Annotated in this window: 17 protein-coding genes; 4 read left to right on the top strand and 13 right to left on the bottom strand. The window is 45.2% G+C overall.

Translation table 11 applies throughout. From position 1 onward, the window contains the following. Nucleotides 1–267 precede the first annotated feature (267 nt). From LP107_RS03645 to LP107_RS03605, 9 genes are all read right to left on the bottom strand, one after another. Nucleotides 268–1,308 carry a DUF58 domain-containing protein gene (locus LP107_RS03645; RefSeq protein ID WP_264675938.1) on the bottom strand — a complete coding sequence of 347 codons (1,041 nt, stop codon included), beginning with the start codon at nt 1,306–1,308 and terminating at the stop codon, nt 268–270. Between the two features lie 49 nt (nt 1,309–1,357). Next, nucleotides 1,358–2,293: an AAA family ATPase gene (locus tag LP107_RS03640; protein WP_112742534.1), complete on the bottom strand. Its 936-nt coding sequence runs from the start codon at nt 2,291–2,293 to the stop codon at nt 1,358–1,360. Then, entirely contained in the window at nt 2,256–2,531 is a 276-nt protein-coding gene (locus tag LP107_RS03635) for a hypothetical protein (protein ID WP_143821677.1), read from the bottom strand. The genes LP107_RS03640 and LP107_RS03635 overlap by 38 nt, the downstream gene beginning before the upstream one ends. Nucleotides 2,532–2,717: 186 nt before the next feature. Further along, nucleotides 2,718–4,811, bottom strand: coding sequence for an EAL domain-containing protein (locus tag LP107_RS03630; RefSeq protein WP_078273990.1), 2,094 nt, complete (start codon nt 4,809–4,811; stop codon nt 2,718–2,720). 180 nt (nt 4,812–4,991) lie between these two features. Then, nucleotides 4,992–6,686 carry a hypothetical protein gene (locus LP107_RS03625; RefSeq protein ID WP_078273989.1) on the bottom strand — a complete coding sequence of 565 codons (1,695 nt, stop codon included), beginning with the start codon at nt 6,684–6,686 and terminating at the stop codon, nt 4,992–4,994. A gap of 307 nt (nt 6,687–6,993) precedes the next feature. Continuing rightward, complete coding sequence (locus LP107_RS03620) at nt 6,994–7,197, bottom strand: hypothetical protein (protein WP_115369237.1); 204 nt, start codon at nt 7,195–7,197, stop codon at nt 6,994–6,996. Between the two features lie 111 nt (nt 7,198–7,308). Continuing rightward, nucleotides 7,309–8,313 carry a hypothetical protein gene (locus LP107_RS03615; protein WP_078273987.1) on the bottom strand — a complete coding sequence of 335 codons (1,005 nt, stop codon included), beginning with the start codon at nt 8,311–8,313 and terminating at the stop codon, nt 7,309–7,311. Between the two features lie 245 nt (nt 8,314–8,558). Further along, on the bottom strand, nt 8,559–9,398 hold the full coding sequence (gene murI, locus LP107_RS03610) for a glutamate racemase (RefSeq protein WP_078273986.1): 840 nt from the start codon (nt 9,396–9,398) through the stop codon (nt 8,559–8,561). Between the two features lie 14 nt (nt 9,399–9,412). Then, entirely contained in the window at nt 9,413–10,015 is a 603-nt protein-coding gene (locus LP107_RS03605; protein ID WP_228157704.1) for a DUF1285 domain-containing protein, read from the bottom strand. A 331-nt stretch (nt 10,016–10,346) separates the two neighbouring features. Between LP107_RS03605 and LP107_RS03600 the strand changes: the two genes are divergently transcribed. Further along, nucleotides 10,347–12,017, top strand: coding sequence for an electron transfer flavoprotein-ubiquinone oxidoreductase (locus LP107_RS03600; RefSeq protein WP_078273984.1), 1,671 nt, complete (start codon nt 10,347–10,349; stop codon nt 12,015–12,017). Between the two features lie 267 nt (nt 12,018–12,284). Next, nucleotides 12,285–12,827: a glutathione peroxidase gene (locus LP107_RS03595; RefSeq protein ID WP_078273983.1), complete on the top strand. Its 543-nt coding sequence runs from the start codon at nt 12,285–12,287 to the stop codon at nt 12,825–12,827. Nucleotides 12,828–12,909: 82 nt separating this feature from the next. Here LP107_RS03595 and LP107_RS03590 read toward each other — a convergent pair whose 3' ends face one another. Continuing rightward, nucleotides 12,910–13,221, bottom strand: coding sequence for an eL24 family ribosomal protein (locus LP107_RS03590; protein WP_078274028.1), 312 nt, complete (start codon nt 13,219–13,221; stop codon nt 12,910–12,912). A gap of 207 nt (nt 13,222–13,428) precedes the next feature. Between LP107_RS03590 and LP107_RS03585 the strand changes: the two genes are divergently transcribed. Both LP107_RS03585 and LP107_RS03580 read left to right on the top strand, forming a co-directional pair. Beyond that, a complete protein-coding gene (locus LP107_RS03585; protein ID WP_264675939.1) occupies nt 13,429–15,099 on the top strand; it encodes an NAD+ synthase in 1,671 nt (556 codons plus the stop codon). A gap of 126 nt (nt 15,100–15,225) precedes the next feature. Then, nucleotides 15,226–15,750 (top strand): hypothetical protein, encoded by a 525-nt coding sequence (locus LP107_RS03580; protein WP_264682812.1) that lies wholly within the window; start codon nt 15,226–15,228, stop codon nt 15,748–15,750. On the opposite strand, the gene LP107_RS03575 is transcribed toward LP107_RS03580, so the two are convergent. The 3 genes from LP107_RS03575 to rpoC all read right to left on the bottom strand — a co-directional run bounded on the left by LP107_RS03575 (nt 15,721) and on the right by rpoC (nt 22,023). Next, a complete protein-coding gene (locus tag LP107_RS03575; protein WP_078273981.1) occupies nt 15,721–16,998 on the bottom strand; it encodes an ammonium transporter in 1,278 nt (425 codons plus the stop codon). The genes LP107_RS03580 and LP107_RS03575 overlap by 30 nt on opposite strands. Nucleotides 16,999–17,040: 42 nt before the next feature. Beyond that, on the bottom strand, nt 17,041–17,379 hold the full coding sequence (locus tag LP107_RS03570; protein ID WP_078273980.1) for a P-II family nitrogen regulator: 339 nt from the start codon (nt 17,377–17,379) through the stop codon (nt 17,041–17,043). A 414-nt stretch (nt 17,380–17,793) separates the two neighbouring features. Beyond that, entirely contained in the window at nt 17,794–22,023 is a 4,230-nt protein-coding gene (gene rpoC, locus LP107_RS03565; RefSeq protein WP_078273979.1) for a DNA-directed RNA polymerase subunit beta', read from the bottom strand. Nucleotides 22,024–22,073 lie beyond the last annotated feature (50 nt).

Genomic DNA, 22,073 nt, shown 5'->3' with positions numbered 1-22,073 from the left:
TGAAGTTTGATGGTCATTCTATCAAACGAGCTTTTATTATGAAAAACCAGATTTAGCCATTTTTCATGCAAAAACATTGTTTTATTTCTAAAACATTTCTATATTTTAAATTGTATTATAAAGGTTAGGCACGCCCTAACTATCAAACCAAATCTTTTTTATAAATAAAATAACTCAAAAATGCTTTTTTAAATGATTTTAAACGGCTTTAAAAGAACTTTAAAATGGATAATATAAACCGCCAATTTTGCCAACTGCCAAAACCCATCAAGGCTCTTTGGCAAGTCTTAGCAGACATTGGCGGACAAACTCATCACCCACGCCTATCTGCCCTGCCCCACTGGGCAAAACAAGCATAAAGGGCACACCTTGGCTGGCAATGGCTTGCACCGCATGGGTCAGCTCACTTAGGCGGGTCTCATGCACCCCTGACGGCATGTCATCATAGTGCAAGCACCACTCACGCCCGAGCGAGTCGCCAAAGTGCTTGGTGAGCATGCCCGCCCCCCGTGCCACGTGCGACCATGACACCCGTGCCAAACTCTCGCCTTCTTGGTATTCGTCCAACATCTCAAAGTCGCTTTGCCCTGCCACGCTAATGGCACTTCGCTTATCGCTCTCGCTTGCCACCGCTCGCTTGTCGTTTTGCCAGTCAAAAGGGGTAGGCTTAGGGTATACAAAAATCGGACTTGCCAAATACACATACGCCCACGCACGCATGACCCCTAGCGGATAGCGGCTGCTGATGACCAGACGGGGCAGGGTCATCACCCCCCGAGTGGGGGTATAGACAGGCAATCTGACCAGCACCGATTTGCTCAGCGTTGGCGTGATGATGGTGCGAGCATTCATGAAGTCTTCTCGTGCCTGCCCTTTGAGCATTTTTTGGACAATCTCATGCTTATCATCAAACACCGCTTCTATCTGCCGTGACGCCTTGCCACTTCTGGTGGATAACTCCAAAGTCACATAACCTATCGACCCTGCCTCAGACAAACTGGACTCGACAAACCGCACATCAATGCTCGCCACCTGCACAAAGGTATAAAACACCGTCACAAGCCAAATGCCGAACAGATAAAAGCACAGCCCCAGTACCAAGTTATTGCCATAATTAACCCCCGTCACAAAAGTGGCGATGAGTAGTAGAGCAAACAGCAGTCCTTGACGGCTAAAAAAGATATAGACATTACGTAGCCCGAGCGACACCATATCTTTGCGTGGCGAGCGTCTGGCAAAGAACTCGTTGAGCTTGTTCTTTATGGGATTGGTCAGTGGGCGGGTTAGGCGATGAGCAGATGATTTCATGGGCATACGGATAGATTGATTGGGTTAATGACAAATGGCAAATCCGCCATCAATCAATCGCCACTTCGTCCAAAATACGTCTGGCAATGGTCATCTCAGTCAGACCACCCAGATGATGAAACGGCACAAACCGCTGTCCTAGCCTGTGGTCAGCGACCGCCGAGAACACCGCCTGCACGTCATCTATCGCCACATTGTCCTGCCCTGATACATAGGCATAGGCTTGGCAAGCACGCTTTAACGCCAACACGCCACGAGGGGATAAGCCGTGATATTCTTGACTTGAACGGGTTTTGGCGACCAGTTTTTGTAGGTAGTCTAGCACCACAGGGGCGATGTAGATGTCTTTGACTTCTCGCTGAGCTTGTGTCACTTCTTCGCTGGTCAAAATCGGGACAAGCTCGCCCATCATCGCTCTACGGTCTCTCCCCTCTAACAGTTCACGCTCAGCTTTAGGTGACGGATAGCCGAGCGAGACACACATCAAAAAGCGGTCAAGCTGTGACTCAGGCAATGGATACACGCCTGCTTGTTGGGCAGGGTTTTGGGTAGCGATGACAAAAAAGGGCTTGGGTAAAACATACGTTTGTCCATCTTGGGTTACTTGTTTTTCTTCCATCGCTTCTAACAGTGCTGACTGCGTTTTGGGACTTGAACGATTAATCTCATCGGCAAGCAGTAGCTGAGTGAACACCGCTCCTTTTCTAAAAGCAAAACTCTGCTCGCTTTGGTTGTATATCATCATTCCCAAAATATCGGCAGGAAGCATGTCATTGGTAAACTGCACACGGTTAAAATCTAGCCCCAACAGGATGGCAAGACTGTGTGCCAACGTGGTCTTACCCATACCAGGTAAGTCTTGCAGTAGCAAATGCCCATCCGCCAAAATGCAGGACACGGCAAGGGTTACGGCTTCTTCTTTATCAAGGACGATTTGGTTTAGTTTGTCAAGTAGGGTTTGGATTTTGGGCTGGGTGTGTGACATGAAACACTCGAATAAAAAATATTTTGATAAATAATAGGGCGTGCCTGCCTTTTGTATTTGCAATGAAAAATGCCTGTTTAAAAAAGCAGGGGGGAATCGCACGTTTTTCAAGGAAAAAACTTGAGGCTGTGAGTTTTCTATCAGCCAAGTTTTTATTATGAAAAACATCCGACCACTTAATCTGATAAATCTTAAGAGTTTTAACTTGATTTTTTAAATTAAGTGGTCGGATAGCCATTTTTCATGCAAAAACGATTGGTTTTTTCTAAAATATTTCTGTATTGTAAATAGTGACATAAAGGACAGGCACACCCTAATAATTATATCAATTTTTTAAAAATTTTTTGTATGACAAGCGTTATTGTGGCAAACTTTTTACATAAAAAACACCCAACGATGTGTTGGGTGTTCGCTATTATGGCAGTTACGCTTCAGCAGGGGGCGGGAAAGTAATCTCGGTATTGGCAGGTTGCAGATAGTCGCCTTGTAGGTATCTTGCCCCTACCGACCACGCCATAGACATAGTGGATGCCTCTTCGATGTATGGCATGAGCGTGCTTGCCCCTTTTTCGGTTGCTGTATTGACCAGCCCTTGCAAGGCCGTTAAATTCGCCTCTCTGTCTAAGTCCTTGGTATAGCTACGGGCAAGACGCACCATGTTGGGCGACAGATAATCTAGCACCTCGGCGGATTTGGCAGTTACCCCAAAGCCATTCATGCCCACAGGACAATCGATGTTGGCTAGGGCGATAAACTGACGTTTGGCGACCGCCATATAATCCATTAAATCTTGTTCACTAAACTGCAATGTCAGCACCTCACTACCACCGCCAATGGCTCGGGTCAGCTGAGTGATGATGCCTGCCAAATTAGTATCCGCCAGTGATGCAGATGACAACCCTACTAACAGGCGTGCGGTAGGCTCACTTTGGCGAATGCTTGCCAAATGTTTGCTGGCATTGATAAGCATCCAACGGTCAATTTTTTCAAGTAGATTGTGTTTTTTGGCAATGGGGGTTAGTTTATCATAGGTCATTTCTGTACCATCAGCTTGAGGCAATGTTATAAACGCCTCAAACAAGCTACTACTGTCGGTATCAATATCATAAATCGGCTGATATTTTAACACAAATTTATTCTGGGTTAAGGCAGTTTGGATGTACTCCGCCATCACTGTATCATCCTCGCCTGCAATGGCACTAATATCAAAAGCTTTGACCTTCATGCCTTCGTCATCAGGATTGATGTCCTGAACAGTATCCATGGCACGACTTAATACCACGCCTGCCTCAGGAGCATTGATATCCATCATTACCACACCGATGGACAGTGTGGCAGTAACGGTACGACTGCCCACCTCGATGAGCATATTTGCCACACGCTCAGCAAGTTGCTCTGCCAAAGCCATCGCTTGCTCTTTGTTTATCTCATCGACCACCAACGCAAAACTGGTATCACTAAATCTGCTCACGCTGACATCATGTGCTTTTTTGGCGGTCTCATCAAGCACCCAAGCCACTTGTTTGACTGCGGTATCTATTCCCGTTAAGCCTGTGCTTGAATGAATCTTGCCCATGCCGTCCATGCGAATATATAATAAAGCAGCTGACTTAATATCACCACGTGCAACTTCTTGTTGGGTGTTCTGTAATGATTCGGTAAAGGCAAGACGATTGGAGAGTCCTGTTAGAGCATCTTGACGCTCTGCTTCGGCAAGTTTTTTGGCAAGCTCAGCACTGTTATTTTCATTTTGCTGAATAATCATCTGCGTGACAGGCTCACCATCTAAGGTCGCCGCCGCCAGTTGCAATTTGGATGCAAAGGTTGAGCCATCTGTACGTTTGCTCTCGAAGGAAAACTCCACCTGTGAGCGGTCACCCTTGTCAAATTTGCGTAAGAATTGTTTAAAGCCTTTGACATTGTCCCCACCAGCAATCAAATCCACCACTGGCACACCAATAATCTCTTCCATGCTGTTATAGCCAAACATTTCCAAGTATGGGTCGTTGGCAAAGATATGTACGCCTTGATCGATGTATGCCACAGCAGATTTTGAGTTTCTTATCAAAATATTAGCACGTTGTTCGGCTTCTTTTAAGATGGCTTTTAGATGGGCGGTTTGGCGTTTGGCTCGCACATAATCCGTCTGCAGACAAATGGCAGAAACGATAAGTCTGTCATCGCCTTTTGCCAATGATTTAATCATGTCGCCATGAACTACCTCAGGATTACCATGTTCATTGGCGGTCGCCTGCGTATCATCATGCACCAAATGAATGACAGGCAGAGTTATCTGCTCTTCTTGTAGGATGCCCACCACATCTGCAAAATTCATGTCATAGGCACGATGAAAAACAAGCACGTCCCAGTCTTGGCGTAGGGATTTGACAAACTCTGCCTTTTCATCCCAAAAGCCCAAATTGACCTCATCAAAATATTCTGACAAGTGACTGATAAGATGCTCAGCATAGAGTTGCTCTTCATCAATAAACAACAGGTTTAGGATATTTTTTTTCATAGACATACAGTGTATTAAAATCGATGCAGAAAGACTGGCGTTAGATTACCCAAAATATTTGCAATATTTGTACCAATTTGTAATATTTTGAAATATTTTTACAAAACATTACAAACCACAATAAAGACTGATGGTGGGTGCATCAAAAAAGATGCCATATTATAACAGACATTTAATCAATTAGCCATTTAAACGCACGATTTGGTATTGCTCAATCTCATCAGTGGTCAAAAGGTTGCGCTCCAATCTTAGCTCCATCTCCTTGGTATCAGTACGCAAAACAACATAATCTCCCACCTTAAAATGATAACGAGGCATAATGAGAGTACTTTGTTCGTTGAGTTCGTCACCATCCACCAATAAAGCATGAACAAATTCTTGACTTCGACCATCCTGTTTTCGTAGTCGCACACCGACCGCCATCAGTACTCGTCCCAAAAAACGCCCATCCACCGCCACTGAGTTATCCGATTTTTCCACCCAATGTGCCATGCCCAGACGCCAGGGATTTTTATTGGTTGAGACTGCTGATTTTAAGGCAAAAAGCCCGTAAAGATGAATGAGTGGGCGAGATGGTAGCATCTCTTCTTTTTCATCCACACCCTCTTCGCCAAAGCGAAAACGAGCCACCGCCTCATTTTTATAACTTACCTTAACAATCTCTTTGGGGGCGACCATGCCGATGGCGGATGCACTGATTTTGACGTGAAAATCAGCAGGCAACCCCCGTTCTCTTATGACGTTAGATAGATTTTGACCGCCAGAGATTTCATTAAAAATGGATGCAAACCCTACCAGTAGCTCAGCTTTTCTTTCGTGACCACCGCCTTGTCTTTCGTGTGATGCACGCTGTTCAAAGGCAAGTAGCACCATTTTAGCGAAACGCATCTCAAACAACGACTGTGCCGTGCCATCTATGTATTCGCCTGATGACACCTGCTCCATGTGCCGTGTAAAACTCTCTAAATCAAAAAACAAACAGCGATGCTCATCACTGTAAGGATTGACCGATGCGTATGGCGTGATAACCTCAGGTGGCTCGACACCTTGTAGATTGACAAAAACACGAAACTCAGGGTTGGCATCAAAGGTTGTTTTAAAATATTTAACCCACAAAGGCAAAACTCTAAAAGCATTTAAAATATCTCGACGACGATAGGCAAAAAAGTTGCCGAAACTTGCCCCACACGCCTGCATGTATCTGTCATGAATGGACGTTTTAGGATAATTTTTATCAAAATCTTGAATATTTTGATGGCAAACCCCCAGATTAAGCGTGGTCAGATACCAGGTATTTACTTCTCGCCAAATAACCTTAGGGGATCTTTGATAGGTTAACGCATACTCCATCAAAAGCTTGACATACAGCACCATAAATTGATGTACAGCATAAATAAAGATGTCACGCTCGGCAGTAAGCGCGCCTGCTTTTTTGGCAGAAATGATTCTACTAAGCCATTTTTTGCTCCCGCTACTTGCCAAAACAACAGCTTTCTGATGGCGTACGGCAATGTTGCGATACACCAAAATCATCAAAAAGTACAAACTACGCACTTCATGAATTGACGACTGCTGTTCATCGGATAAGCTTTGATGTTCATAGACATAGTCAGTGTGCATTTGTTCAACTACACGCTCAACAACCACCATCAGCTCGTCCATGAGTGTCAATTTTTGACCATCATGCATGTCGCAGACCAACACCTCGCTAAGTGCCACCCTAAGCTCAGTGTACTGCTCATGTTTAGATTTAGCAGAAAGCATGGTTGCCCATGTGCTAAGATTGGCACCTGTCTGGTCAAAATAGGTCAGCGCGATGGATTTTTGTGCCAATGGTGCAGTAATTAGGCGTTCAAATTTTTGCAGGGTAATCATAACATATCTCTTTGCACAAACTGGCTTGACGATGCCATCCATGCTGTGTAGACTCTAACAACTTGACAACACACCTCCAAAACTTAGTCACTTAGCATCAAACAAAATTTGTTTAATTTGTGCAAGTTAAGACGTGGGTTAATAACATAAAGTTTTATATTATAGCAAACTATTAACACTTATCCACGACAATAATCACCCAGAAACAGCATTTGGGGTGGTATTTTTCCCATTTTGATTGTATTATAAAAAATCATAAAAAAGCACAGTCGTCATCGGCTGTGCTTAGAGTCAAGTCGAGAGAAGGCTACTCTTCTGGCTCATCATCCCATTTGGCATAAGTCTTTGATGGGTCAATGCCCTGTGATTTGAGATATGCCACCTGTTCTTCTAAGGTGCGTGATTTTTCTGCATCATGCATGGTGTTGGTGAGCGTGTCTAGCTCTTGCGTTAACTCTTGGGTATTAGTACTTGGGGTGTTGGTGTTTGGATTGTCTGCTTGGTTTGACATAATTTTTCCTTAAAAACAAAAATGGCAAAGTCATCATAACAAGGCTTTATTGCTGTATTATTGCTAAGTATGTACATATCATGACAGAATATGACATTTTGTTAGCCAAGCCTATTTAGTCACACCTGAGGCTTTTTCTGTCGCTTGCCATAATGAGCCTTGCCCCACAGGTTCAATCCATCCTGCCAACTCTAGCTCATCTAATATCCATAGAGCGTCCGCCTTTACCACTTGTATGCGACTGACCGCATGGACATCAGGGTGTTGGCGAGAGACGATTTGGCTTGCTAGGCTCTTATCCACGATTTCATTTAAGGCACGCCCCAATCCTTGCTCGGAAAATGGCATGACGACATTGGCAAGCATGGCAACGATGTGTCGCCAGCGTAGTGGGATAACAAAAGATACTTCAATGAGCGTACCACCCCGAAACGCATGAGCGGTGCAACTTACCAAAAATTCACTATCAAGCACCAAGGCGGGTTTTAAAGCAGAATGTAAATCAGGGTTTTTGGCGTGGTGGGATTCATCAAAATTTATGGCTGGTTTTGCCTTATCTACCCCCACTGTTTTCTCTGTTTTGTCTATATTGGCCGTTTGACTCTCTTGGGGTGGGGTAAGGAGCATACTACGAATACTCGCCCCTGCTGTCTGCCACCCTTTGGATTTGTCAAAATCAAGCGCATTAAAAGCTGTTTCTAAGAGCTTGGGGAAATTGGTATTATCATCAAAATAATGAACAACATCGCCACCTTGGGATTCTAGTGACCCCACAAAATCAATCAGCCGATTGCCCGTTGGCTTGTTTAATACATCAGCATGCACAAAAATGAGTATGGGCTTGTTTTTGGCTTTGGCATTGGTATAGCTAACGTGAAGCTGGCTCACCCCTGACGCATTGGCTTTGCCGTAGCTGTTACCGATGAGTATGAGTACCACATCGGCAGAATTAACACATCGCCAACTATAACTGGCAGATTCGGCACGAGCAATCACCAAGTCTTTGGTTAAAAAAGCCCGACTCTCAAAAAATATCGCCACATCATCTTGGGCAGTAACCAACAGTGGGTCATCAGCCACACAAGCGATATGAACATGATAACGATGATTTGACACAAAAACCCCAAGGTTAATAGTGGATTGGTGTTAGGGAACGTCCGCCCAAAATCAATGATAAAGTATGACAATTTAAAAATAGTAGAGCAAGTGATTTTTATCAAAATAATCTCTTATTATAAAGAATTTTTCTCAAAATAAAAATACCCAAGATGAATAAAAACGCCAAAATTTGCAAAAGTAACACAATCACATATAAATGGTTAAAATTAGCATATCATTTGCCGTGCTTTCGCCTTACAGAGTCATTCATCATAATTAATCAGCTCAATAAATGGCTCACCGCTTAACTTCTCGGCAGTGGCAAGCAGGTCATCATCTAAGCGTGTGGCATACAACTGCATAGGAGCGGTGTTTGGTGTGGGGCTTGCGATATTAAAAAAATCAAGCAAGGATTTGACCCGTTGGGCGATTGCCAGTCCTGAGTCAATCAACTGCACGTCCAGATTTTCTTGTTGTATAAAGGTCTGCAAAAACCCCTTAAAAAACGGATAATGCGTACACCCCAGCACTATCACGTCCACACCCATGTCTGCCCATTGTTTGGTTTGTCTAATCAGTAGATTTGCCACTTGACTGTCAATGGGCATACCGCTCTCCACCCACGGCACCAATGTCGGCTCAAAATGCTTATGCACCATAACCTCTTGTGGCTTGGCAACGTCATTGATGACATCGTTTAATAGATAGCCATTTAAAGTCGCCCGAGTGGCAAGCACGGCAATTTGGCGGGTTTTGGTTAAGCTACACGCAGGTTTGACCGCAGGGACAAGCCCCACAATCGGCACGCTACACCGCTCACGCAACGCTTTTAGGGCATGGGCGGACGCACTGTTACAGGCGATGACGATGAGTTTACAGCCCCGTTTACACAGCCGTGCCACCGCTTGTAAGGTCAAAAGCAAGATCTCATCGCCTGATTTGCCCCCATACGGCACGTTGGCGGTGTCGGCATAGTAGATAAAGCGTTCGTTTGGCATGAGTGTTTTTAGGTGCAAATACACCGACAACCCCCCCATGCCCGAATCAAATACGCCAATCGGGGCGGTAGGGTCATCTTTAAAATCAGGGTGCTGGTTTATCATATTGTTTAATTTTTCTAATTAAAATTTGGGGCAACCACACGATGCGTTTTACCGCCACTTTGCAAGGTCAAAATCGTCTGCCCCTGCTCGTCCGACAGCTCGCCAAGCTCTATTAGATGATAAAACACATTACGCCCAATGCGAGCGGTTAGATTAAAACGGGTGTCTATATACAGCCTATCGTCCGCCACATCATCACGCACCACGGTTTTAAAATACAACGGCTTATCATCAAGCACAATGTTATCGCCATTGGTTGTGCCAAACACTATCCATTCATCGCCATTTTTGACGACTTTATCCACAGTGTTGATAAACAGTGGCGTGTCTATCACGGTGATTTCGTATTTATCGGTGGGCGTTTTTAAAAAGTGGCGTTTTTGCTCACCGTCCACGTCCGCCCACAGCACGCTAGCAAACAAATCCACAAGCGACTGCCGAGCGATTTTAACCCCATCATGATGCCACTCGCCATTATCATCAATCACAATATCAAAAGGCGTTATCGTCTTGGGTGTCCATTTATCTAATGGCGGAATTTTACGCTCATTGCCAAGCGATGAGATGATTTTGGCTAAATCATTGTCTTTATTGGCATTTTTGTCAATATTATCCATCATAATCCTTACCCCATCATTTAAAAAGAGTGTTTAATTTTGCCTAAATTTTTATAAAAAAGCAAATAAATTTTAAGGATTTAAAAAGCACAACAAATCACATTTACCAAATTCTAGCCTTTAAAAGCACAACCCATTCCCCCAGCAACTTTTTACAACCGTACCAGTCATGATTTTATCAAAAATAAGGGCATAATTAACTTGCCTAATTTGACAAGATTGGTAAAATATACCATTTATAATTATTTGATTTATCAAACATTGTATTTGATAATCATTTGTTTTTTAGCCATTACAAGGTTTCACCTTAAACAGCCAAAAAGGAAACACCATGCAAGAGATACAACGTGAGTCAATGGAATTTGACGTGGTCGTGGTCGGCGGTGGCGTATCGGGTCTGTCCTGTGCCATTCGCCTAAAACAGCTTGCCATAGATGCAGGACTTGATGAATTTATGGTCTGTGTCGTGGAAAAAGGCTCGGAGTTTGGAGCTCACATCTTATCGGGGGCGGTCATGGAAACCCGTGCCTTGGACGAGCTGTTCCCTGATTGGCAAAACATGAACGCCCCAATCACGGTAAAAGCAACCGAAGACCGTGTGTATATGCTCCCCAACGCCAAAAAGGCAATCAAACTGCCAAGCTCCATCGTCCCTGCTAGTATGCACAACGAAGGCAACTATATCGTCTCGCTTGGCAACGTGGTACGCTGGCTTGCCGAACAAGCCGAAAGCATGGAGATTATGCTGTTTCCGAACTTTACCGCCAGTGAAATTCTCTACAACGCTGACGGTTCGGTGCGTGGTATCCAAACGGGCGACATGGGGGTCAATGCCAAGGGCGAGCCTAAGCCGTCTTTTGAGGCAGGTTATGAGCTTGTTGCCAAATATACCGTGTTTGCCGAGGGCTGTCGTGGACATTTGGGCAAACGCCTGATTAGCCGTTTTCATCTTGACAAAGACAAAGACCCCCAACATTATGGCATTGGACTAAAAGAGCTGTGGGAGATTGACGCTGATAAGCACGAAGAAGGCGTAATTTTGCACGGCTCGGGCTATCCACTTAATGACACAGGGGCAACTGGCGGTTGGTGGCTGTATTTTGCCGAAAACAATCAAGTGAGCTTTGGCTTGGTGGTGGATTTGTCTTACTCCAATCCGCGCCTATCGCCCTTTGATGAATTACAACGCCTAAAACTACACCCCCTTATTCGCCCTATCTTAGAAGGAGGCAAACGCCTGTCCTATGGGGCAAGGGCGTTGGTCAAAGGCGGTCTAAATAGCCTGCCCAAACTGACCTTTGCAGGGGGTGTGCTGGTGGGCGATGACGCAGGATTTTTGAACCCTGCCAAAATCAAAGGCACGCATACGTCCATGAAGTCGGGAATGCTCGCTGGTGAGGCGATTTTTAAAGCAATCCAAGACGGACGACAACACGATGAAGTCAGCGAGTATCAGACCAATTTTGAAAATTCGTGGCTGTTTGATGATGCCAAATCCGCCCAAAACTTCTCGCCTGCCATGCACCGTATGGGAACGTGGATGGGCGGTGCGTTTATCTTTGTGGAGCAAAACTTATTAAGCGGTAAAATGCCACTTATCATTCATGACAACAGTTATGATTTTGCTCAACTTGACAAAGCCGACCACGCTTATAAGCCTGATTATCCAAAACCTGACGGCAAGCTGACTTTTGACAAATTATCCAGCGTGTTTATCTCAAACACCAACCATGCCGAGGATCAACCTTGTCATCTAAAACTGACCGACCCGACCGTGCCAATCACCAAAAACCTACCGCTCTATGGCGAACCTGCTCGCTTGTACTGTCCTGCGGGGGTCTATGAAGTGGTGGCGGATGAGAATGACCCGAATGGGGCAAGGTTTGTCATCAATAGCCAAAACTGCGTGCATTGCAAAACTTGCGACATCAAAGACCCTGCCCAAAACATCACCTGGGTAACGCCAGAAGGCGGTGGCGGGCCTAATTATCCGAATATGTAATGATGACAAATAAAGGACGTAAATCGTCCTTTATTTTTGGCTTTTTAGATTTTCTAAAAATCTAACTTACAAAATTTGATGGCTATCACTAGAATCATACTCATATTATTAATTTTTCCTAATTAATACATCGTTTTTTATCACTTTTACTTTCCAAAAAATTATATATAATAGTCTTATGGGTTTGTATGATTTTATCCCATGTTGGTAGATTGCATGATGGTTTTTGCAATGATTTTTGGCACACTTTTAAGGATGCGTTAAGCGATGTCAATCCATGATTTTTCAGTTAAAGACATTCATGGCAAAGAAGTTAGATTAAGCGATTTTAAAGGCAAGACCTTGCTCATTGTCAATACTGCCACCAAATGCAGTCTGACACCCCAGTATGATGATTTAGAAGAGCTGTATCAGAAGTATAAAGATAAAGGCTTGGTGGTTTTGGACTTTCCCAGTAACGAATTTGGGCAAGCGGTCGAAGACAATGCAGAAATTACCAAATTTTTAAAAGAAGAATATCAAATCAGCTTTCCCATCTTTGCCAAAATTAACATCAATGGCGAGAACACTCACCCACTTTATGCTTATCTAAAAGAGCAAAAAAGTGAGGAAATAGCCAACAGTAAATATGAAATACTGCTTGAGATCATTGCTCAGATGAATGAGACCCGTACAGGCAATGACATCAAATGGAACTTTACCAAATTTTTGGTCGATAAAGACGGCAAAGTAACCCAGCGTTTCGCCCCAACAGTCAGTACCAAAGAGATGGAATCTGCCATTCAAGAAGAGTTGGCAAATGTGGCTTGATGAGTTGCTTGATTATCAATGACAAAAAGACGTTTGAGGACGTCTTTTTGTTTTTTAAATTACTATTTCTCTCTAAACGTCTTTAATCATCATCCAACGGCTTTTTGGTGGGCAGACCATCATAGTCATCATCGGCTTGATAGACGTCGCCGCGAAAATAAGCACTTTGATGGTCGCCATTGCAAAAGAAATACTCACGCCCATCGCCTGCCACATCCGTCTGCAAAATACCCCGATAGGTGGCAAGTTCATGCCCACAATAATCGCATCGTCTGATACTGACATCATCGCCTGCTTTTGGAAAAAAATGCTTGGGCGGTTTTGGATACATGAATTTAAAGAATATTTTCATCACAATGGCGATGATGATAAGATTGATTAAAAAAGCAAACATGGCAAACATCAAGGTCACAAAATAATGCCTACTATATCACAAAAATAGGCGATAGTGTGCTATACTAAGTTGATTTGTGTAGATTGGTTTTAATTAGTTTTATGCAAACATCAAGCTGATTTGACAAATCAAACTCATCATTGCCTGCCGATAAACACGGATTGACGACAGGCGACAACCATCAATACATTTACTGGATAATTACAAATGTCAATACAAGAAAATTTTAGCGAAATTAGCACCCCAAACGGTACGATTACTTTTGCCATCATGCAGACAAATTTTTGGGTGGGCGACATCAAGGGCAACGTGGGCAAGATGAAAGCCCTTGCCCTAGATGCCAAAGCTCGTGGGGCAGACATCGTCATCTTTCCTGAGCTGGCACTCATCGGCTATCTGCCAGAAGATTTGCTACTGCGTCCTACCTTGGCTGAGCGTGTCAAGATTACCATGAATGAACTTGCCAAGATAGACGGCATTGTCACCATTTTGGGCTATCCGCACGTGGACAATCACGGCACGTTTAACTCGGCGGCGATATTACAAGGCGGTAGCCAAAAAGGCTTTTATCACAAACAATGCCTGCCAAACTATGGCGTGTTTGATGAAAAACGCTACTTTAAAAAAGGTCGCAATCAAGTCTTATTTGACTACAAAGGGCTGACCATCGGACTGCTCATTTGTGAAGACATCTGGCACGAAGCACCCATCAAAGGACTCAAAGATGAAGGGGCAGAAATGGTGGTCGTGCTAAATGCGTCACCCTTTGAAGTCGGCAAGCAAGCCGAACGTAAAGCACTCATCGCCCGTCAATCATCAACGCACAAGCTACCCATCATCTATGTCAATACCGTCGGTGCCCAAGATGACATCGTTTTTGACGGTGGCTCTATCGTCAGTCAAGCGGACGGCGAGATTGCTCACGAAGGGGCAAGATTCTTAAATCAGCTGATTATGGCAACCTTTGATGTATCAAGCAGACGCTTTGATACCCAAGTCAAACCGCCACTTGACTTATCCGAAGAGTCGCAAATCTACCAAGCCTTAGTCGTCGGTTTGCGTGATTATGTCAATCGCTCAGGCTTTAAGGGTGTGATTGTTGGACTCTCGGGGGGCATTGACAGTGCCTTGACCCTTGCCATCGCTGTGGATGCATTGGGTGCTGATAAAGTCTATGCAGTGATGATGCCTTATGAATATACATCGCAGATGAGTCTGGACGATGCCGCCGCCCAAGCCGCCCGTCTCAACGTCTCTTATACCATCTGCCCCATCCATGATGCGGTGGCAGGTCTCAAATCCACGCTCGCCCCACTCTTTGCAGGGGCAGCCCCTGACGTGACCGAAGAGAACCTACAAGCTCGGGCAAGGGGCGTGATACTCATGGCTCTATCCAACAAATTTGGACACATGGTCATCTCAACTGGCAACAAATCAGAAAATGCAGTCGGCTACTCCACCCTATATGGCGACATGGTTGGCGGATTTGATGTGCTAAAAGACATCTACAAGACCGACGTGTACCGCCTAGCCGATTATCGCAATCGCCTAGAAGAAAACCCTGTCATTCCTGAGCGTGTCATCACTCGTCCGCCATCGGCTGAGCTACGTCCCGACCAAAAAGACCAAGACAGCTTGCCTGACTATGCCCTACTTGATGCCATCTTAAAGATGTACATTGATGAAGATTTGGGCTACAAAGCCATCTGTGCCGCAGGTTTTGACCCTGCGGTCGTTGAACGTGTACTGACCATGGTAGACAGAGCCGAACACAAACGCCGTCAAGGGGCAATCGGCACTAAGATTACCAAAAAATCCTTTGGACGTGAACGCCGTTATCCGCTAGTCAATGGCTGGTCGGTAACGGGCGAGTTTTAAGGTTTTAATACTTACTTGATTGCAAAACCGTCAAAACATTGACGGTTTTGTTTTATCAAAATAAAAATATTATGTTAAATAAACCCTTTGGAAAAACCCTTTGGAAAAACCCTTTGGAAAAACCCTTTGGAAAAACCCTTTGGAAAAACCCTTTGGAAAAACCCTTTGGAAAAACCCTTTGGAAAAACCCTTTGGAAAAACCCTTTGGAAAAACCCTTTGGAAAAACCCTTTGGAAAAACCCTTTGGAAAAACCCTTTGGAAAAACCCTTTGGAAAAACCCTTTGGAAAAACCCTTTGGAAAAACCCTTTGGAAAAACCCTTTGGAAAAACCCTTTGGAAAAACCCTTTGGAAAAACCCTTTGGAAAAACCCTTTGGAAAAACCCTTTGGAAAAACCCTTTGGAAAAACCCTTTGGAAAAACCCTTTGGAAAAACCCTTTGGAAAAACCCTTTGGAAAAACCCTTTGGAAAAACCCTTTGGAAAAACCCTTTGGAAAAACCCTTTGGAAAAACCCTTTGGAAAAACCCTTTGGAAAAACCCTTTGGAAAAACCCTTTGGAAAAACCCTTTGGAAAAACCCTTTGGAAAAACCAAGGACAAATCCTGCCCTTGCTTATCGATTTAACCAATTTTCTCGCCATGAATGGCTAAATCAAGCCCTTGATACTCAGCTTCATCATCAACACGCAGTCCCATGGTCTTTTTGATTGCCATGCCAATAATAAAAGTTGCCACCGCCGAATATGCCATGGTTGCCAGCACCCCTTCGGTTTGTAGCCACAGCTGTGTTAGTAGGCTCTCATGTCCCACATCAGGATATAACTCTTGGCTGACAAACACACCAGTTAATACCGCCCCAATGATACCGCCCACGCCATGCAGTCCAAAAGCATCCAGCGTATCATCAACGCCTAGGCGTTTTTTGCCATAATGTATCATCGCAAAACAGCCCAATGCCGTCAGCACGCCTATCGCCATCGCCCCTGACACACCCACAAATCCTGCCGCTGGCGTGATGCCCACCAAACCTGCTATCGCCCCTGATGCGCCGCCCAGTGCCGATGCCCGTTTACGCACCACATATTCACACAACAGCCACGTCAATAATCCCATCGCTGCCGCCACCTGCGAGACAATGATTGCCATCGCTGCCACGCCATCTGCTGCCAGAGCCGAACCACCATTAAAACCGAACCACCCTACCCACAACAGCCCTGCACCGATTAGGGCGTAGACAAGGTTGTGCGGTGCAAGGTTGGCTCGCCCATAGTCTTGACGCTTGCCAAGCAGATGTGCTAACACCAAACCGCCCACACCAGCATTGACATGGACAACCGTCCCACCGGCAAAGTCCAACGCATCGCCTGTCAGCCAGCCACCGCCCCACACCCAATGACATACTGGCACATAGACGAACAATACCCACAAGCCTGAGAACAACAAAAATGAGCCGAATTTCATCCGCTCTGCCAATGACCCCGCCAAAATCGCCACCGCAATCACCGCAAATGTCATCTGAAACATCACCCACAACGCCAAAGGAATATCACCACTATTCTCGGCAATGCCCACCCCAGAGAGCATGGCGTATGCTGTGCCACCGATAAACCCTTGCAAAGCACCACCATCACTAAATGCCAACGAATAACCTATCGCCACCCACAGCACCGACACCACCGCTGTCGCCCCAAAGCTGTGCATCATGGTTGATAAGATATTTTTCTTACGCACCATGCCAGCATAAAACAGTGCCAAACCTGGTAAAGTCATCATCAGCACCAACGCCGTGGCGGTCAGTACCCACGCACTATTGCCGTGGTTGATGCCGTCATCAGCTTGGACGGTTGTGGCAAGTAGCAGTAGCCAGCCGATTTGCCATTTGTTTGCTAAAATTTTCATAATCACCCCTTATTAAATTTACCAATCCATCAATTCACCCAGTTATAGAGCCTGCTCATTCATCTCGCCAGTGCGAATGCGTATCACCTGCTCTAACGGCGTAACAAAAATCTTACCATCACCGATATGACCTGTCTGTGCCACGCTCATGATAGATGCCACCACACTTTGTACCATGTCATCACTGACGGCGATGTCTAGACGAATTTTTGGCAAAAAATCCACCACATACTCCGCCCCACGATACATCTCGGTATGCCCTTTTTGGCGACCAAAGCCCTTGACTTCACTAACCGTCATACCTGCAACGCCAAGCTCTGATAGACTCTCACGCACTGCGTCTAACTTGAATGATTTTAACACCACGCTAATCATTTTCATGAGATTATCCTATTGGTAGATAATGAAAAATTATAAGTTGGGCATAGTATGGCAAATTTTCACTCAAATGAAAAACGATTTATTTTGATAAAAAAGAATTTATTTATAAATTTTTATTGATATATCATTAGTATAAATTATAATTTGATGATTGGTTGAGAAAACAAATGAAAATGGACTATTTTAAAATATTATGTTAAATAAATTTTTAAAACTATTAAAATCAACACACAGACTACCCATAATCCATCAAATGAATGGCAATTTGCCTTGATAAAAAGCACGCTCTACAAAATGAAAAAGCACTGCGGTTTCCGTAGTAAAATTCAAATTTGTTAGCTGTATCAGTTTTGGTTTTGAATTTTAGAAGGCATAAAAAAAGCCCGCCTAAGCGAGCTTTTTTATTGTTAGAGATTATTCACTTTGACCAAATTCACTGGCAAATGCCGCTGCAAAGTCATCTTTGACATCTGTTCCAGCCAGTAGTGGGTCAGCAGGCTTGGTGTACGGGTCTTCGGTTACGGTAATGACTGGCTCCAAACCACGCTCAGCAAGGCGTTGACGGTTTTGATGATACGCCAAACCAGTACCAGCAGGAATCAAGCGACCAACCACCACGTTCTCTTTGAGACCAGACAAATCATCCACTTTACCCATCGTTGCCGCCGCCGTCAAGACACGTGTGGTCTCTTGGAATGACGCTGCTGAGATAAACGACTCGGTGGCAAGCGATGCTTTGGTGATACCCAGTAGCTGACGCTCATAGACGATTGGGAATTTGTCATTAGCGATAAGCTCTTCGTTTAAGGCACGCACTTTGGTGTATTCCACTTGGTCGCCTTTGAAATAGCTAGAATCACCGCCATCAATCACTTCTACTTTACGGAGCATTTGACGAACGATAACCTCGATGTGCTTATCGTTAATCTTCACACCTTGTAAGCGGTAAACCTCTTGGACTTCATTAACCACGTAATTCGCCAATGCCGTCTCGCCTTTTAAGCGTAAGATGTCATGTGGATTTTGTGGACCATCAGAGACAATCTCACCACGCTCGACATGCTCGCCCTCAAAGACGTTGATTTGACGCCATTTTGGAATGAGTTCTTCGTGTTCGTTACCCTCTTCATCGGTGATGACAAAGCGGTTTTTACCTTTGGTTTCTTTACCAAATGACACCGTACCACTCACCTCTGCCATAATGGCGTGGTCTTTTGGTTTACGAGCTTCGAACAAATCAGCCACTCGTGGCAGACCACCGGTAATGTCCTTGGTACCTGATGTGGCTTGTGGCACACGACCTAGCACCGAACCTGCGGTTACCGTCTCGCCCTCTGACACACGAATCACGGTCTCAGCAGGTAGGAAGTACACCACTTCACGCCCGTCTGTCGTATCTAGGATGATGGCAGGACGTAAGTCTTTGGAGAGACTTGGACGGTCTTTGCTTGCCAAAATCTCAAAGGAGCTCATGCCTGTGGTTTCATCCACCTTAACCGTTGCGGTCATGCCATCGGCGATGTCGCTAAATCGTGCTGTACCAGCGAACTCGGTGATGATTGGATGGGTATGCGAATCCCATTTGGCAATAACATCACCTGCACCCACTTCGGCACCGTCACGCACCAAGATGTTAGAACCATAAGGCACTTTATAACGCTCACGCTCACGACCTTGGGCATCTGCCACACCAATCTCTGCCGAACGAGAGACAACCACCAAATGACCATCAGTGTGTTCTACGGTTTTCATGTTATGAAAACGCACTGTACCGTTATTGCCCACTGATACGCTGTTGTCTACTGATGCTGCACTTGCCGCACCACCCACGTGGAACGTACGCATGGTTAGCTGTGTGCCTGGTTCACCAATGGACTGGGCTGCCATAACACCAACTGACTCGCCGATATTTACAAGATGACCACGAGCCAAATCACGACCATAACACTTAGCACATACGCCTTGCATTGCTTCACAGGTGATAACTGAACGTACATACACCTCGTCAATGGCGTTATTGTCCAGCACTTCAACCAGACGTTCATCAATCAGCGTACCTGTGGGGATAACTACCTCGCCATCGTGATTGATGACATCTTTGGCGGTCACACGACCCAATACACGGTCACCCAAACGCTCAACAATCTCACCACCATCAATCACGGGGGTCATGAGCTGTCCTGCATCGGTGCCACAGTCATCATGCGTAATCACCAAGTCCTGTGCTACGTCTACCAAACGACGGGTCAGATAACCCGAATTAGCAGTTTTTAGGGCGGTATCAGCAAGACCTTTACGGGCACCGTGCGTTGAGATAAAGTACTGCAATACCGTCAAGCCTTCACGGAAGTTCGCTTTAATCGGTGTCTCAATGATAGAACCGTCTGGTTTTGCCATCAAGCCACGCATACCAGCAAGCTGACGAATCTGCGTGGCACTACCACGAGCCCCCGAATCTGCCATCATGTAGATGGAGTTAAAGGATTTTTCTTTCTCAATCTCACCTTGACTGTTCACCACTTCATCAGTCGATAAGTTATCCATCATCGCATTGGCGATTTTATCAGACGTACGAGACCAAATATCAACCACCTTGTTATAGCGTTCACCTGCGGTAACAAAACCACCCTCAAACTGCTGTTCAATCTCACGCACCTCAGCGTCCGCAGTATCAACAATCTCTTTCTTGTTCGGCGGAATCACCATGTCTTCCATGCCGATTGAGATACCTGACAAGGTCGCTTGGGCAAAGCCTAGATACATCAAATGGTCAGCAAACAGAACAGATTCTTTAACACCCAGTTTGCGATAGCATGAGTTTAGCAGTTTAGAGATGTTTTTCTTGGTCATCTCTTTGTTGCATTCTTCAAATGCCATGCCCTCTGGCATGATGTTCCAAATCAGCAAACGCCCTGCAACCGTGTCTTTGATTTCAGTCTTGGTGGTTTTCTCGCCAGTTCTTTCATCCAAAATCGTCTCAGTAACACGCACTTTGATTTTGGCATTGACAGATAAGTCATCAGAACCGATGGCACGCAAGGCTTCATTGACAGTACTAAACGCCATATTTTCGCCTTTGGCATTGACATGGCTACGGCTGATGTAGTACAGACCGAGCACCACGTCTTGTGATGGCACAATAATCGGCTCGCCGTTGGCAGGCGATAGGATGTTATTGGTAGACATCATCAAGGCACGAGCTTCAAGCTGAGCTTCTAGGGTCAATGGCACGTGTACCGCCATTTGGTCACCGTCAAAGTCAGCGTTAAATGCCGCACATACGAGTGGGTGGAGCTGAATGGCTTTACCCTCAATAAGCACAGGCTCAAAGGCTTGCAAGCCTAGACGGTGAAGTGTTGGGGCACGGTTCAGTAGCACAGGGTGTTCACGAATGACGCTGGCGAGCATATCCCACACCACAGGCTCTTCACGCTCTACCATTTTTTTGGCAGCTTTGATGGTCTGGGCAATGTTGTTTTGCAATAATTTGGCGTAAGTAAACGGCTTAAATAGCTCCAATGCCATTTTCTTAGGCAGACCGCATTGGTGCAGACGTAGGGTTGGACCTACCACAATCACCGAACGACCTGAATAGTCCACACGCTTACCCAAAAGGTTTTGACGGAAACGACCTTGCTTACCTTTAATCATGTCTGCAAGCGATTTTAATGGACGCTTGTTTGAACCTGTGATGGCACGTCCACGACGACCGTTATCAAGCAAGGCATCGACCGCTTCTTGAAGCATACGCTTCTCGTTACGCACGATGATGTCGGGGGCATTTAGCTCCAACAGGCGTTTTAGGCGGTTATTACGGTTGATGACACGGCGATACAAATCGTTCAAATCAGACGTGGCAAAACGACCGCCTTCAAGTGGTACCAATGGACGCAAATCAGGTGGCAATACAGGCAAAACTGTCATCACCATCCATTCAGGTTTGTTACCCGAATCACGGAACGCCTCTAACAGTTGCAAGCGTTTTGACATCTTTTTGAGTTTAGTCTCAGAGCCTGTTTGGGGAATGGTCGCACGCAGCTCATCAATCTCGCCATCGACATCAATATCTTTTAGCAAGTCTTGAACGGCTTCTGCACCCATCTTGGCAATAAACTCATCGCCGTATTGTTCTAAGGCATTAAAATATTGCTCATCATCCAGCAGTTGGTATTTTTCAAGACCTGTCATACCAGGGTCGGTGACAATATAGCTTTCAAAATACAGCACACGCTCGATATCACGCAAGGTAATATCAAGCAATAGACCGATACGGCTTGGCAAGGATTTTAAGAACCAAATGTGGGCAACAGGCGACGCAAGCTCGATATGACCCATGCGGTCACGACGAACTTTGGCGGCAGTCACTTCTACGCCACATTTTTCACAAATGATACCTTGAAATTTGCGACGCTTGTATTTGCCACACAAACACTCAAAATCCTTGACAGGCCCAAAGATTTTGGCACAAAACAGACCGTCACGCTCAGGCTTAAAGGTTCGGTAGTTAATGGTTTCGGGTTTTTTGACTTCGCCGTGCGACCATGATTTGATGGTGTCAGGGCTTGCCAAAGAAATTTGAATGCTGTCAAACTCTTTTACCCCGCCATCAGCAGGGCCTTTCATGATGTCTAATAAATCTTTCAAATGACTTCTCCGCTTAGTTTTATGTCATCGCAAGCTGGTGCTTATCAAAG

Source organism: Moraxella bovis (assembly GCF_025985205.1).
Lineage (GTDB): Bacteria > Pseudomonadota > Gammaproteobacteria > Pseudomonadales > Moraxellaceae > Moraxella > Moraxella bovis.
The sequence above is the reverse complement of the archived record's forward strand: the minus strand, read 5'-3'. Positions and strand labels throughout refer to the sequence as shown.